Here is a 12,260-nt window from a genome sequence, read left to right on the forward strand (position 1 = left end):
CATGACTGCAAATAAAAATCTAATTAAAGGCGAAACAGGTGATTGGGAAGTTGTCATCGGCATGGAAGTTCATGCACAGGTGCTTTCTGAATCCAAATTATTCTCCGGTGCGGCAACCGCATTTGGTGCAGAACCCAACGCGCAGGTAAGTTTTGTTGATGCGGCCATGCCCGGCATGCTGCCCGTAATTAACAAAAAATGTGTTGAGCAAGCGGTACGCACGGGGTTGGGCATTAATGCTAAAATCAATTTGCATTCAGTGTTCGACCGTAAAAACTATTTTTATGCTGACTTACCCAGCGGTTATCAAATCAGCCAGTTCAAAGATCCGATTGTCGGCAAGGGCCAGATCATACTCGATATGCCCGATGGTTCCACGCGTGCCATCGGCATTACGCGTCTGCATCTCGAACAAGATGCGGGCAAAAGCATGCATGACCAAAGCCCGACAGAATCGTATATTGATTTGAACCGTTCCGGCGTTGCCTTGATGGAAATTGTGTCTGAGCCCGATTTGCGCTCTTCGGAAGAAGCCGGTTTGTATCTTAAAAAACTCCGCACCATTTTGCGTTATCTTGGCACGTGTGATGGCAATATGGATGAAGGCAGCATGCGCGCCGATGTCAACGTCTCCGTACGTAAACCCGGTGATCCTCTTGGTACGCGTTGCGAGATTAAAAACGTCAACTCCATGCGCTTTGTGGTGCAGGCAGTGGAATACGAAGCGCGCCGCCAAATTGAAATTATCGAAGGCGGCGGGGTCATCAAACAGGAAACACGTCTGTTTGATAATGCAAAAGGCGAAACCCGATCCATGCGTTCGAAAGAAGAAGCGCATGATTACCGTTATTTCCCGGATCCTGATTTATTGCCGCTTATTCTGGATGAAGCATGGGTCAATCATATTAAGGCAACGCTTCCAGAATTGCCCGATGACCGTAAAAACCGCTACATCAATGATTTTGGTTTAACGCCGTATGATGCGGGTGTGTTGGTCGCCGAAAAAGATACCGCTGTTTATTTTGAAAATGCAGCGAAAGGCCGCGACGGAAAACTGGCTGCGAATTGGGTGATGGGTGAATTATTCGGCGTGCTGAATAAAGAAAACAAGGCGATTACCGAAAGCCCGGTATCGGCTGAGGCGCTGGGCGGTCTTCTTGATCTCATTATCAATGGCACCATTTCCGGCCGCATTGCCAAGGAAGTGTTTGAAGAAATGGTCGCCTCAGGCAAGCCAGCCGCAAAAATCGTGGAAGAAAAGGGCCTACAACAGGTCAGTGATGTTGGCGCATTAGAAAAAGCAATTGATGATGTGATTGCGCAAAATCCGGATAAGGTTGCGGAATACCGCGGCGGCAAGGACAAACTGTTTGGCTTCTTTGTCGGTCAGGTGATGAAGAATACCGGCGGCAAAGCCAACCCTGGTGTTGTGAATGACTTGCTGAAGAAAAAGCTGGCGGGTTAATTTCGTTCGGCTTCTTCGCGTTGCCGTGGCGTCATATGGCTGCGCACATATTGCATATCCTGAATGGCTTGCGGGTAACCTTGCTGTGCCGCTTTATTGATCCAGTAGTAGGATTGTAGCCAATCTTGCGGTGCACCGTCCTTGCCATCGCCATACATAACTCCCAGATAATCTTGCGCCAGCGCATAGCCGTTTTGTGCCGATTGTTTGATGAGTTCAAACGCGGCAGCCGTTTGTACTGCGGTGCCAAGACCATTGAAATACATATAGGCTAGATCATGCTGTGCAATCGCATTTCCGCGCTGCGCTGCACGCTGGAAATGAATCACGGCTTGAGTATCGTCCTTGGGGCGGCCTGTTCCTTTGAAATACGCAACGCCAGTTAGATAATCCGCATCCTGAAATTCCGATGCAAAGCGCGTTAAATATCCGGCAAGCGGCGCTGGTTTATTTGGCGTTATCACTACACGGCTTGATAGTTTCCAAGCAATCCCATATCGCCCGTTTTTAAACAAGACGATGGCTTTGGTTTGCCCGGGTTGCAGTTTTTGATATTCATCGTGTGAAACAGATATATCTTCGGTTTCATCCAGATTTATAAATGGAATGGTACCATCCACACATGCAGGAATACGCGCATAATAACTTCTGCTCGATTTATGGGTCTCGATATGTTTCGAAAGAACGATTTTTTCGCATTGCTGTTCAGGCGTATCATCGAACTTTCCATTCATAAAATATGCCATACTGTAGGTTAATAAGATCCCGCACAAAAAGCAGCCAAGTGAAAGCTTTGTGGTGTTAATACCAAGTTGTAAGGCGAGAAGGCGGGTTTTGAAGTAGTCGGATATCAGAACCCAAATTGGGCTGGTGATAACACCAATCAAAAGCGTTGCCTCATAAATGCGCAGGGGATGGTAAATCGAAATCGAAACCCCGAACAGCACAATGATTACAACATATACCAACGCAATTCCAATAACGACACCAGTGGCGGGTTTGCGTGGCGGTGCTGGTTCGTTAGGTTGTGCTGGGGCGGGTTCGGTTAACATTTGGATACGGCTGTATGACAAAAAAAAGGCCAGCGGAGGCGCTGGCCTTTTTGCTTAGCTAAAAGAAACTTATGCGTAACTGCCAGCGCTTTCCTGGAAGATACGGCGGCGGCGGCCACGGCGTGGCACTTCGCCAAGAATTTCGTCGTCGTTAGTTGCAGCACCGCCAGTCAGTGCAGAAAGTTCGCACATGGCTTTTTGCAGGGCTACTTTTTCACGTAAATCATCTCTGTCTTGCACGGTCATGCAGCTCAGCTTAATCTCGATGAGGTCAATTAATGACGTTACTGTTTGTCTTGATAGGGACATAGCCGCACCTTTTCCCATAAATTGTTGAAATCAGTTCTCTGTTCAAATTCTTGTTCAGCGAATGACATAGTTTTGCCAGAAATAAGTAAAAACTATCTAAAGTTTGAACTAAATTTCTGTAAAAAATCATTCTAAATCATATAGTTAATGCTTTGCTAACCAGCTAAGTGCTTGAGTTGCCTCAAAGGTCATTTCCGGCGCGTACCAACCGCCAAAGTTTTTTTGAAAAAAATAAAAAATCGTCACACCGTTTTGCATCTCAAAACAGAATCACCGCGTCGCATCGGTGTGTGTATCAAAAACTACATTCTATATTGGGTTTTCTGCATACCCCGCGCTGGCGGTGTTAAACATTTGGTAGCAACTGGAGTCATAAACTATTAAGTATCAAAGGGCGCTTCTTATTCGGATCTGCCCGCCAGTTCTCTTCCTATCAATAGTGTCCTCAATGACTACATTGACTGCCCAATTTGATAATAATGCCGCCGTACAATTCTTTGATGGTGCGCGTGAATGGCCATTAACCCAGGATGTAGCCCTTGATGCTGGTGGGGTCATGCATATTACAACCCTTGCCGTGCAAACCTTGCTTTCACTTGATACATCGCTTCGCCAGCAGGGACATAAATTATGGGTGATCAACCAATCCAAGGATTTTACCGAAACGCTGACGGATATGGGACTTGCCGACATCCTGAAACGCTGGAGCAAAGAGTGAGCAAGACAGTTCTAACCGTTGATGATTCTAAAATGATGCAGCATATGGTGGGGTTCACCTTGAAGCAGGCTGGCTTTGATGTGAAACAGGCCTTTGATGGCCAGAACGCGCTGGATGTATTGGGCGGCCAAAAGGTTGATTGCATCGTCACTGATTTAAACATGCCGGGCATGGATAGCGTGGAATTCATCAAATATCTGCGTCAGCACCCCGTCTATAAAGTGACGCCGATTTTGATGCTGACTGACCAAAAGGATGAAATCAGAAAGCAGGCAGGACGTGATGCAGGTGCAACCGGCTGGCTGGTTAAACCGTTCAATACCGACAAACTGATAAATACAATAAAAAAAGTAACACTGTGAAATGGTGATACAACGTGGATGATCAATTAGAAGATTTCAAAAAAACATTCTTTGAAGAATCCGCAGATTTGCTCGGTATGGCGGAAATGCATCTGATGGATTTGTCCATCACCGAACCCAGTGCGGAAAGCCTTGGCGCAATTTTTCGTTCCGTGCATTCGATCAAGGGTGGCGCAGGCGCCTTTGGCATGGAACGGCTTGTCAAATTTACCCATAGCTTTGAAAGTGTGCTGGATGCCCTGCGCAGTGGAAAAATTTCGATTGATAAATCACGCCATGATTTATTGATGAAAGGCTTTGACGTTGTTTCTGATCTGGTGCGTGAAGCAAAGGGCGATGTGCAATTGCCTGCTGACCGTGAAGCGGCAGTGCTTGCCGGCCTTAATGACTGGTGGCCACAAGAAGGTGGCCATGGCGGTGGTAATGGTGCAGGTGCGGCCAAAGCAGCAGCTCCCGTCAAAAAAATTCAGAAGTTTATCATCCGCTTTAAGCCGCTGCGCACGCTTTATGCCAAAGCGAACGAGCCATTGCTTATTTTACGTCAGATTAAAAATCTTGGTAACGCCATCATCGCCTGCACCACGGGCGGTATTCCAACGCTTGACCGTTTCGATCCTGAAGAAGCGTATATCGGCTGGATTATCCAGATTGAAACCGATATTGGCGAAGCAGCCTTGATGGAAGTGTTTGAATTCGTAGATGTGGATTCAGAATTATCTATTCAATTACAACCCGATGGCCCGCAAACCATTGATACGCCGTTTGCAGCTTCCGCGCCTGCAATCAGCCAAGAAACCCATCAAGACGTTGCAAAGACGACGCAAGCTCCTTCGCCAGCTAAAGAAGCTGTAAAAGAGAAAGAAGGGGGCGAAAAAACTGCAGCCGTTACATCTATCCGCGTTGACTTGGACAAGATTGACCGCCTTGTGAATATGGTTGGCGAAATTGTGATTACGCAGGCCATGGTTGCCGAGCAATTAAAGCAACTTGATATCGAGAACAAGAATTTGATGAACGGCCTTGAATCGATGCAGCAACACACACGTGAATTGCAGGATAGCGTGATGTCGATACGCGCGCAGCCTGTCAAATCGGTATTCCAGCGAATGCCACGTCTAGTGCGCGAGCTGGCCGGAACTCTGAATAAGGATGTGCGCTTGGTAACATCCGGCGAAAATACGGAAGTTGATAAAACAGTCATTGAACAGCTCAGTGATCCATTAACCCACATGATCAGAAATTCCGTGGATCACGGAATTGAAATGCCGGATAAGCGCGAAGCAGCGGGTAAGCCGCGTGAAGGCACTATTCTATTGTCAGCTGAACATCGTTCCGGTCGTATCGTTATTCAGATTGTTGATGATGGCGGCGGCATCAACCGTGAGCGCGTTAAGCAAAAGTGCATCGAAAAAGGCCTTATCAATCCCGATGCACAGTTGACGGATGAAGAAATCGATAATTTTATTTTCCTACCCGGTTTTTCAACTGCTGAAAAAATCTCCAACGTATCCGGACGCGGCGTAGGGATGGACGTGGTAAAGAAAAATATCCAGGCCCTTGGTGGCCGCGTTAATGTTGTAAACAAGCCGGGTCTTGGCTCACGCTTTGTGCTATCGCTGCCGCTTACGCTTGCGGTGCTGGATGGCATGGTGGTGACGGTTGGGCAGGAACGCTATGTTTTGCCATTGACCAGTATTATTGAATTGCTACGACCCACGCCGGAAATGATTTCCAAGCTGATTACGCATGGTGATCTTATTCACATTCGCGGTGAATACATCCGTTTGCTATATGTGCATGATGTATTCAACATCCGCGATGCCATTACCAATCCTGCAGATGCGCTGGTGGTATTGGTCGAAGTGGATGGTGGCCAGAAAGTCGGCCTAGTGGTGGATGAAGTGATTGGCCAGCAGCAGGTTGTGATCAAGAGCCTTGAATCCAACTACCGCCAGATTGAAGGTGTTTCTGCCGCCACCATTTTGGGTGATGGCCGTGTTGCCCTTATTCTTGACGTGATTGGCCTGCGGCAAATTTTGCTTGATCGCGCTGTCACAAAAAATCCCGCCCATACCCTCGAAGCAGCTTTATAATAATGGAGAAGACTCTCATGGCAAAAACATCGGCAAATACCCCCGCACGGATTGATGAAGATGGTAAGGGCGAAGATGGCGTTGCAAACTTGCAATTCATCACCTTCCGTGTTGGCAAGGAAGAGTATGGCGTGGATATTATGGCTGTGCGCGAAATTAAAGGCTGGGTTCCCGCAACACGTCTTCCTAACTCTCCGCATTTTGTGCGCGGCGTAATTAATCTGCGCGGTATTATGGTGCCGATTTATGATTTACGCGCACGCTTTGGCGGCGGGGAAACTGAAATCACCCGCACCCATGTGGTGATTATCGTAAAAGTGGGCGAGCGTATGTTTGGTGTGCTCGTGGACGGGGTGTCAGACATCCTAACCATCACCGAAGACCAGATTAAACCAGCCCCAGAAATGGATTCGACCGTGGATAGTGCTTATTTGCGCGGCCTTATCACCATCAAGGAACGCATGGTTGCGCTTCTGGTGCTTGAAAAGCTGTTCACCTCGAATGATGTGGACGAAGCTAAGCTGATTGCTGAAAGCGCCGCATAAAAATCCCATAAATTCGTGTCCTACCCTTGTCATGGGGTCGGTCACATGCAATTGTGTGTGATCTAAAGAATCATTACGACCTTGCTAAGTGGATCAATGACATCTAGCCCGATTAAAGTAATCATTGTCGATGATAGCGCCTTGATGCGCCAGATCCTTACGGAACTGCTCAGCTGCGATGACATTAAAGTTGTGGGCAGCGCTCCTGATCCAATCCTAGCGCGCGAGCTTATCAAACAGCACAACCCCGATGTTCTTACGCTGGATATCGAAATGCCGAAAATGGGTGGGCTGGAATTCCTTGAACGCATCATGACACTGCGCCCGATGCCGGTGATTATGATTTCAAGCTTAACAGCACTGGGCGCTGATTCTACGGTGCGCGCGCTCGAACTGGGCGCTGTTGATTATGTAACCAAGCCCACAAATGATTTGCATAAGGAAATGCATGTGCTGGCTGATGAGTTGCGTAACAAGGTACGCGTTGCCGCAAAAGCAAAAGTCCATCCTTATGTCATGCCTGTGCGCAAGCCTTATGAAAAAAAGGTGCAACCGGTAGCGGAGGTTGTCCCGCCATCGCAGCAACAGCTTATTGCAATTGGCGCATCAACAGGCGGCGTTGAAGCCATCACCGAAGTATTAACCGGCATGCCGCCTGAATCGCCGCCTATTATCATTACCCAGCACATGCCGGAAAAATTTACAGCATCATTTGCGCATCGTTTGAATTCCATCACGCCCATTCGTGTGGCTGAAGCAAAAGATGGTGATCGTTTGGAACAAGGCCATGCCTATATCGCGCCAGGTGGTTTTCAAATGGAGCTGGCAAAATCAGGGAATGTCTTTTCATGCAAAGTGTATCAGGGTGAGACAGTTTCAGGTCACCGCCCATCGGTTGATGTGCTGTTCCGTTCTGTTGCTAAACACGCAGGTCGCCAAGCCGTTGGCGTTATCCTAACCGGAATGGGTAGGGACGGCGCGGATGGATTGTTGGAAATGCGTAAAGCAGGCGCGCAAACCATCGGTCAGGATGAAGCAAGCTGCGTCGTTTACGGTATGCCCAAAGTCGCCTTCGATCTTGGCGCTGTTGAAATGCAGACCACGCTAAAAGATATAAATAAACAGCTTATAAAGCTATTAAAGCTCAATTCCGCCCAGTAATAAACGCATATTGCCTGCCAAACCCCACCCCTTGTTTTTATGGGGTGGGCTTGCTACAAAACACCTCACAAATGTTACGTTTGTAAATGTGCGGACGGGTGGCCGAGTGGCCGAAGGCGGCGGTTTGCTAAACCGTTATAGGGGGTAAACCCTTATCGGAGGTTCGAATCCTCTCCCGTCCGCCAGTTTATAAAAAGGGCCATATGGCCCTTTTTATAAACTAACGTCAGAAGTTTTGAACCGATAAGAGGTTCGACAATTTTCGGGAGCGCCCGAAGGTTTTATTTGGGCGCGACCAGAAAATTGCAACTTTGCGAGCGGCTTAGCCGCGTGGCAAAGTAATCCTCTCCATTTTTGTTTTCTAAACTAACCCAAGCAAATTTATGGCACCATCCAAAAACCATCACTGGTGGCCTATATGTATTTCCGAATTTTGGAAAGATACAAATGGTTGTACAACTAGGTTATCGCCAAGTGGAGAAGCTTTGTGCCGACCGCCAAAAAATTTTGGAGTGATTGGGCATGGCCATACTATCAAAATGAGCCGGAAAGCAGGTGAAACAACTGTATGGGATTATAATTTTGAAAATGAGTTTGATAAAGCCGATACTAATTTTCCAAATGTAATCAAATGGCTAAATAGTCTTCGTCAAGAAAAACGTACCAATGCGCGTAATTCCATAGGTAGATTTTTACCACAAGAGGTACCCGAAGAAATGCTTGGCTTACTTATGGAAGGTCTTGTTTCCCTTTGTGTGCGAAGTCCTATGAACCGTAACGCAGCCGCCAGTATAGCTGAAGAATTAAGAGGGGGACTTGGAGTCCGTGAGCGCAATACCATCATAGCAGCAAATATGCGCTACCAGCAGAGAAATATTGCAGATGGTTTGGGTACTCGTGGCAAGTTTGCAGTTATATTTTCTCCAGATCGTGAATATATTTTTGGCGATGGATTCTTTCAGAACCTTTCGTCATCAATTGGTTTGCCGCTTAACCCAGAAATGCTAGTACCGTTAACGCCAAGCATAAGCGTGCTGTTTGTTAGGCCGCATCAGTATTCAGCGGAGCCTAGACTTTCGACAATTGTAGTCAGTGCTCAGGAGACAGACATGATGAATCATTTTGTTCAAATCTATGCAAAAGATATGATCTTTTATCGACAAGAGAAGCCAGTCTTGGCTCAAGAATTTTATAAAGGAGAGCATCTTTGCCTTAATGGCCCAAATAGACCGATTGATGGACTAATACATGGTGTTCTTAATGTGCGTACTTAAAAAAGATGTAATTGTTGAAAATTTCTACATGGATTTTAGAGAAGCCTTATGCAAAGCTAATATGGTAAAAAAAATAGCTTAAATGGGCCAGTTTATGCCGCCTATCATCAATACTTTTCATGAAACTCACTGCCTATACCTTTGATAACCTGCCATTTGAAATACGGCCTGCACCGTTTGAACGTGCTTGGATGGATGCAACACGTGAACGCTATGCGTATCGCTGCCTGCCGCTGACGATTGCCAACACGCATGGGTGGGAGATCTTATGCCCATCGCGGTTTGGTGCAGTGTGGGATGGCGGCGAAAACATGCAGTCCATTCAGTTGATTGAAGATCCGGTCATCAAGCCATACGCTGTGAGCCATTTCGGGTTTGGCATACTTACTTTCCATATTCACGCATTGTTCCGCACGGAACCCGGATTTGACATGTTTGTGCAAGGCCCAGTCAATCAGCCCAAAGATGGCATTGCGCCGTTATCGGGCGTTGTTGAAACGGATTGGTCGCCTTATACCTTCACGATGAACTGGAAGTTTACACGCAAAGATCATCCGGTGTTTTTCGAGAAGGACGAGCCGTTTTGCCATATTTTTCCAGTGCGACGCAGTGATTTGGAATTAATGGAACCTGGCACACGCCCGCTTACCGATGTTCCGGAATTAAAACGTGAATACGATACATGGAATGCGAGCCGCACGGGGTTCATCGCCGATCTAAAGCAGGCGGGAACCGAGGCTTACGTGAATAAATGGCAAAAATTATATCAGCGCGGCGTAATGCCAGATGGGGAAACGCAAACCGCGCCCGAACACAGAACACGCTTGCGCGTGAAGCCATTTGTTGAACAGAAATAGGCTTAATGTTCGACCCTGTGGGTACCATTGAACATCGGATGATTGAATTCCAGTCCTGATGGCGGAGAGCTGAAAATATGCAATGGCAACACCAGTAATGAATCGCCATCTGTCTCGAAGTGGTGGGGGCACATCGGATGTAATACCAATGACATCCCGGCGCTTAGCTCCTGTTTAGCTTGCCATTGTTCCATGCCAACGACGCAGCGCCCACGGCCTTCAAGCACATGCACGATGCGTGCAGTGGAATGGATATGATGCGCCTGTTCACTTGAATGCGGTGGCAAATGTAGTAATTGCAAAGTTGGGTCGCCAATACGCTCTGGCGTAAAGATCTGGCGTGTCGAGCAGCCATTGATGTAAGGCAAATGGGTGGCGCGGCCAACGGTCACCGAACGGGCGGATGGTGTATAACCACGGATAACGGTGGCGATGATGGTAGACTGAAATTTAAATGGGCCCGATTGCACATGCGCAACGCCATTTTTGTCATAGTAATAAACGCAATCCCCTTTTTCAACGTCCACTGCGTGATTACCGTAATAGGTTTTGTAGGTATAAAGATCTGTTTCGCGCGAGCTGCTGGTTGCTGTGACGCCAGGTTGGAAATATTCGACGCCAAATTTTTTCATCAACTCGCGATGCTTGGCTATCTCGGTATCTTGAAATGCGCTCACATTCATCTGTTTTCTCCATTCCCACTCTTAACGATTAGGTAATAATTGACACAAAACTCTAAACAATCTCTATACAGCTGGGTCTAAATCCTCATTTTTTCTACTTCGGCGGCAATTAAATCGTTCGCTTTGTCATATTCATGATCCCGGAGCAGCTGGCGGACCTTAAATTCCAGTCGATTCAGGTAAGAAATGACCGTGCGGTAGGATTCATATTGCAGCCAAAGCTTGGTGACCAAGGCATCAGGGGTTAGATTTTGTTCATCCGTTTCCAAAAGCGAAGTAATGATCGTGCATTCATCCAAACTTCCGTTTTTGCGGTATTGGCGGATTTCATCAACCAGCAAGACATCCATTAATGGCTGGCCAATCGAATTATCCGTGTATTTGGCGCGCTGCGTATTTGTGATGGTATTAAGCCCGGCTAAAATCTGAAGCTGCTTGATAAGACCTTCGCGTTCATCCCAGTTGGGCGGTAACTCGCCTTCAACCGTATAAAAGCCTTTTTGCATGCTGTAACCGACATTGCCCCTTGTCACCATATCGTTCAGCGGCATGGGAATGGCGCCGGTGATGCTGTACCATTTTACTTTTTGAACGGCGACCGGCTTGCTGTATAGCGTTTGCGGGGTCCAGTAAATAATACGCTCTTGAAAAAGATAAATATAAGCACTCATCGGATATACTCCACAGCTTGTTCTCTGGTCAGGTAGTTATAGTCGGTATCAATCGCTTCATAGAATTCGGAAGAGTACCAAATCTGGTACAAGCTACCTACTTTGGGCTTATTGATATAATCAGCAAACCCTGTTGAGTTGACGATATATTCTTTGGCGGCAAGCTTGTACGTCGAATAACTCTTGGCAATTTTTTTATCGTGATTATCAAAGCTCCAGCGTTGCCATGCGGGTGTATCATAGAAATGTTTGATTTTCGGGAATGTGTTTTTGGGGTCTGTCCAGCCATTATGCGCAAGTAAGCGGTATTTTACATGCTGCCATTTATTGGTGAAGTTAAACCACCATATCCAGTCGAATGCGGTAGTAAGCGGGAAAGGGCAGTAGGAAAGGGTTTGTTCATATCGCGGTATGAATGAGGCGGTAATTTCAGGCCCAAACATGCTACGATAAACGGGCGGCATAATTTCCTGCCACGGTTTGAAAATCCCCCCATCACCATATGTATGCCAAATCGCACGGATTACATCGGAACCAAACAGCTGATCACCATGTTCACCCGTTACGATATAGCCTTTTTTGAGGTAATATTCGACATGCCGGAAGGACGGCAGAATGCGTCCTTTGAACTTATCAACTACAACATTCCAAAGTTCAGGAAATTCAAGCGCACTGTGATGCGATGAAAGAATATAAACGCGTTGCAGCTCTTGGGCTGACCATGTACGTAAAAACGCAATCACTGCGGATGAGCTGTCAATCCCGCCACTGTACATAATATAAATATTGCCATCGCATTTTTTCATCGCCACCGCATGTTCTTCGGCAACATCACCAAAGCTTTTATTGGTGGATGGCATTTTTAGAATATCGCTAATCGGTTCGCAGCCCGCCGAGTAATGAAACGGATCGATCTGGTCAATCAAAACACGGCTGACCATCTGCGTATAAGGATACTGCCTTGGAAAGCCAGGCTTGAGCGGCAGGGTTTTGACACCTGACATATTTAAGTGAAGAAGCAGACCCATGGGTTCTAGATTATTTCCAGAAGAGAAGCGGAGTGGCGATGG

The 12,260-nt window shown here is 47.0% G+C and carries 13 protein-coding genes and 1 tRNA gene; 9 read left to right on the forward strand and 5 right to left on the reverse strand.

The window, feature by feature from the left end; all coding sequences use genetic code 11:
• Position 1: 1 nt before the first annotated feature.
• Positions 2-1,465 (forward strand): Asp-tRNA(Asn)/Glu-tRNA(Gln) amidotransferase subunit GatB, encoded by a 1,464-nt coding sequence (gatB, locus tag SFW65_05495; GenBank protein ID MDX1922562.1) that lies wholly within the window; start codon positions 2-4, stop codon positions 1,463-1,465.
• Here gatB and SFW65_05500 read toward each other — a convergent pair.
• Positions 1,462-2,517 carry a tetratricopeptide repeat protein gene (locus SFW65_05500; protein MDX1922563.1) on the reverse strand — a complete coding sequence of 352 codons (1,056 nt, stop codon included), beginning with the start codon at positions 2,515-2,517 and terminating at the stop codon, positions 1,462-1,464. The genes gatB and SFW65_05500 overlap by 4 nt on opposite strands.
• A gap of 69 nt (positions 2,518-2,586) precedes the next feature.
• A complete protein-coding gene (locus SFW65_05505; GenBank protein ID MDX1922564.1) occupies positions 2,587-2,826 on the reverse strand; it encodes a hypothetical protein in 240 nt (79 codons plus the stop codon).
• Positions 2,827-3,235: 409 nt separating this feature from the next.
• On the opposite strand from SFW65_05505, the gene SFW65_05510 reads away from it, so the two are divergent.
• The 8 genes from SFW65_05510 to SFW65_05545 all read left to right on the forward strand — a co-directional run bounded on the left by SFW65_05510 (position 3,236) and on the right by SFW65_05545 (position 9,836).
• A complete protein-coding gene (locus SFW65_05510) occupies positions 3,236-3,544 on the forward strand; it encodes an STAS domain-containing protein (protein MDX1922565.1) in 309 nt (102 codons plus the stop codon).
• Entirely contained in the window at positions 3,541-3,906 is a 366-nt protein-coding gene (locus SFW65_05515) for a response regulator (GenBank protein ID MDX1922566.1), read from the forward strand. The genes SFW65_05510 and SFW65_05515 overlap by 4 nt, the downstream gene beginning before the upstream one ends.
• Positions 3,907-3,920: 14 nt before the next feature.
• Positions 3,921-5,999, forward strand: coding sequence for a chemotaxis protein CheA (locus SFW65_05520; GenBank protein MDX1922567.1), 2,079 nt, complete (start codon positions 3,921-3,923; stop codon positions 5,997-5,999).
• A gap of 17 nt (positions 6,000-6,016) precedes the next feature.
• Positions 6,017-6,544 carry a chemotaxis protein CheW gene (locus tag SFW65_05525; protein ID MDX1922568.1) on the forward strand — a complete coding sequence of 176 codons (528 nt, stop codon included), beginning with the start codon at positions 6,017-6,019 and terminating at the stop codon, positions 6,542-6,544.
• 96 nt (positions 6,545-6,640) lie between these two features.
• Entirely contained in the window at positions 6,641-7,705 is a 1,065-nt protein-coding gene (locus tag SFW65_05530; protein ID MDX1922569.1) for a chemotaxis response regulator protein-glutamate methylesterase, read from the forward strand.
• A 92-nt stretch (positions 7,706-7,797) separates the two neighbouring features.
• Positions 7,798-7,890, forward strand: a tRNA-Ser gene (locus SFW65_05535).
• Between the two features lie 198 nt (positions 7,891-8,088).
• Positions 8,089-8,979 carry a hypothetical protein gene (locus SFW65_05540; GenBank protein MDX1922570.1) on the forward strand — a complete coding sequence of 297 codons (891 nt, stop codon included), beginning with the start codon at positions 8,089-8,091 and terminating at the stop codon, positions 8,977-8,979.
• Between the two features lie 119 nt (positions 8,980-9,098).
• The gene (locus SFW65_05545; protein MDX1922571.1) at positions 9,099-9,836 is read left to right on the forward strand and encodes a DUF6065 family protein; all 738 of its coding nucleotides are present in this window, start codon (positions 9,099-9,101) and stop codon (positions 9,834-9,836) included.
• 2 nt (positions 9,837-9,838) lie between these two features.
• On the opposite strand, the gene SFW65_05550 is transcribed toward SFW65_05545, so the two are convergent.
• The 3 genes from SFW65_05550 to SFW65_05560 form a co-directional block, all read right to left on the reverse strand.
• Positions 9,839-10,519: a cupin domain-containing protein gene (locus SFW65_05550; protein ID MDX1922572.1), complete on the reverse strand. Its 681-nt coding sequence runs from the start codon at positions 10,517-10,519 to the stop codon at positions 9,839-9,841.
• A gap of 77 nt (positions 10,520-10,596) precedes the next feature.
• Entirely contained in the window at positions 10,597-11,190 is a 594-nt protein-coding gene (locus tag SFW65_05555; protein ID MDX1922573.1) for a hypothetical protein, read from the reverse strand.
• Positions 11,187-12,260, reverse strand: a 1,074-nt coding sequence (locus tag SFW65_05560; protein MDX1922574.1) for a hypothetical protein, incomplete at its 5' end; no start/stop codon positions are given. The genes SFW65_05555 and SFW65_05560, both read right to left, overlap by 4 nt.

Source organism: Alphaproteobacteria bacterium, assembly GCA_033762625.1.
Taxonomy (GTDB): domain Bacteria; phylum Pseudomonadota; class Alphaproteobacteria; order UBA9219; family RGZA01; genus RGZA01.